At 46.5% G+C, this 2,567-nt stretch carries 2 protein-coding genes; both read left to right on the plus strand.

Annotation, left to right across the window (positions count from 1 at the left end; genetic code table 11):
• Positions 1 to 924, plus strand: a 924-nt coding sequence (locus PGW94_RS04495; RefSeq protein ID WP_271759059.1) for a hypothetical protein, incomplete at its 5' end; no start/stop codon positions are given.
• A 114-nt stretch (positions 925 to 1,038) separates the two neighbouring features.
• The gene (locus tag PGW94_RS04500; protein WP_271759061.1) at positions 1,039 to 2,238 is read left to right on the plus strand and encodes a hypothetical protein; all 1,200 of its coding nucleotides are present in this window, start codon (positions 1,039 to 1,041) and stop codon (positions 2,236 to 2,238) included.
• Positions 2,239 to 2,567 lie beyond the last annotated feature (329 nt).

Below are 2,567 nucleotides of genomic sequence, written 5' to 3' on the forward strand. Positions count from 1 at the left end.
TGCGATTTTAAAATAAAGGAAGAACACACCGGGCACGAAAATTATCCAAGGGTCCGCCTTCGTGTTAGGTACAGAGTAGAACGCTCCAAAAAGCTAGGAACCTTGTACTCTCTAAGTGTACGAAGAGTGGATATAGAACTTGTGCCTGGCATCGAGCAGGAATCGTCAGATCTAATGCACAGAAGGTGTTCGTGGAACAAAGCGCACAAGCAAATCAAGAAGTTTTATGTCTCTAGAGCTGGTTTGCAAAGTACTGTGCCTCTTTTATCCCTAAGTCGCTGGCGCTTGCAGCCTAAAAATGAAGTTTATTTCACGCGCAGAATCGTTTTGCGCGCAAACAATATCAGAGATCTCATCAAAACCTTGCTGAGTGTTTTATCAGGTATTGCGCATGATAAACTGCGTTTAACGCATGGTCGCACGCAGGTACTAAACTTTGATACGCTAATTGACGACCAATGCTACTCAGAAATGTACGGCGTCAAACATTGCGCTGTAGTCAGCGTATATGGTTCAGTGGCTGGCGTGGACGTAAGGTACACAATCTGTAAGCGCAAACCTGGGGAAAACGCCCACCTATTCAACACCGTAGTGTACTTTATGGGATTAAACATCCGCGATTTTAGTGAGCACGTCAAATTTCTACGAGGCGATTTCTGTAGTCATATGGATAGCTATGTCTTTACTACGGAGACCTGGAAAGCGGTCACGTGTAGACATGAGCTACTTGAAGATACAAGAAGGTTACATGGTTACAATAAAGGCGAAGGTGATTTTGACGATCTATTGTCTGTAGTCCCTCCTAGCGCGCTTGCTGTTAACCATGTTCCTGAAGCTGTGCATCATGGGAGGGGGGGGGGTGCTTACTTAGCGCTAACGGTCCGCAATTACCTGTGTGGTCAATGTTCGTATGTAAATGTGTAGAGGATTATGGTGCTGTCGCTGCGTGAAAGGCCAAAAGCAGAAGGTATTCTCTGTATAGTGAGCGCAAGAGATCTTCTCTTGTGCAGAGATGTCTGCTACAAATGCTCGCCACATATGTTCGCTGTGTTATTTGACAAAATTTGTGCTTCTGTAGATGACAGCTCCTTATCAGAGCTGCCAGCAGTACCCTCGCACGATGAAATTACACAGAATCCGAGCGTATTCTGTGAGTTTCTTGTTGCCAGAGCCCAGAGCACAAAGACCTTGGGCGCAGCGCCTTATGGCCTATTCCGAGCCCTTGCCAAGGTTTATCTCACGCCTGACTACGAAAACGAGCTTGAAGATGTGAGCTCTTTTATCAGGACCTGTTTTGTCAAGATCCCACCCAATACAAAAGTGGTTCCAGTAGCTGATTCGTGCAAAATCTCAGGTATACGGTATATCGAGCCGGGTGCGCGTTCTGTTGGTGCAAATGTGTCGTCTAATGGAATCCTAGTAGTAGAAGAGCAGCGCGATTTCGAGATAAAAAATGAATCGGGAAATGATATAGAAGATGGCGTGAGATTACGCCTTGTTGTGGAGTACAAAATATCAGCATATGAAAAGCGAACTTCTTTGTATTCCATAAAAACCCTAAGAGTTGTGGCAACTCTAATAAATAGTGCACTTAATGCGCCAGTGGCCAAAACTTGTAGATGGAGTGCTGCGCACGGGCGGATCCGAGAGTTTAATGTTACAACCTTTGGCATTCATCAGGGCGGCATGCACAGTTCGGTAAGTATACATCGCATCCAGCCCGGAAATGCCGGACATCTGACTCGAAGGGTTTTCGCAAACACTGGAAGTAGCGGAGGATTTGTGAGGTGCTTGCTGGGCGCATTACTCGACATGCCCTGCGATAAAGTGCGTTTGTCCTACGGACGAACCCAGGTACATGAGATTGGTGAGTCTATGTACAGCGTAAGACGTCGCGTATTAGCCCGTAACGAGTGGGGGGGGGTGATATGTGGAGCTGATGTGAAATACGAAGTATGTGGGCATTCCCGGAGAAAGAAAGTGTATTTACACATTCACAATGTTCACATAGTTAACCTTCAGCACACCAATGTGGCAGAACACATTAGGTTTCTGCATGGAGATTGTTTTATGACACCCCCTGCAGCAAGTTACTGGCTCATGCTGAACTGCGGAGTAATCTTCTTCGATTTCTGCATGCTTGATGATGCTAAAAAGCTAGCAGCTTACAACGGAAAGCTCCTTGGCTACACGATACCCGCGTATAGGGCGAACGGCGGTGAATTGGCCCTGGGTTAGCTTCCATAACATTTTGCCCAGCCGCAAAAATTAGTGGCGTTAACGGACGATTGCTCTTTAAAGGCAATAGCTGCGCAAGATGCTAGATCTCGCGTTTGTGCATGGGTACGAATACGGTCTGCAAAAGAAGTTCTGTATGGGAAAAACACTTCCTTGCGAGCCGGAGAGGCACCACACTGGCAGCTTTGTAAGTATCCGGTGCTTGGAGCCGCTTGTACAACCTTTCGGATATACAAATAACTGGTAAGGCATTATAGAGATGCAAGCTGGGAACAACAATAAAACTGCGCATATCGTTGCCGCGATTCTGGCATAGTCACACTCTTTGC

Origin of the sequence: Candidatus Anaplasma sp. TIGMIC (assembly GCF_028204095.1) — a bacterium.
GTDB lineage: Bacteria > Pseudomonadota > Alphaproteobacteria > Rickettsiales > Anaplasmataceae > Anaplasma.

What these genes read in the sequence shown, in the direction of transcription:
- PGW94_RS04500 (WP_271759061.1), top strand. Translation starts at nt 1,039, where the DNA reads ATGTTCGCTGTGTTATTTGACAAAATTTGTGCTTCTGTAGATGACAGC.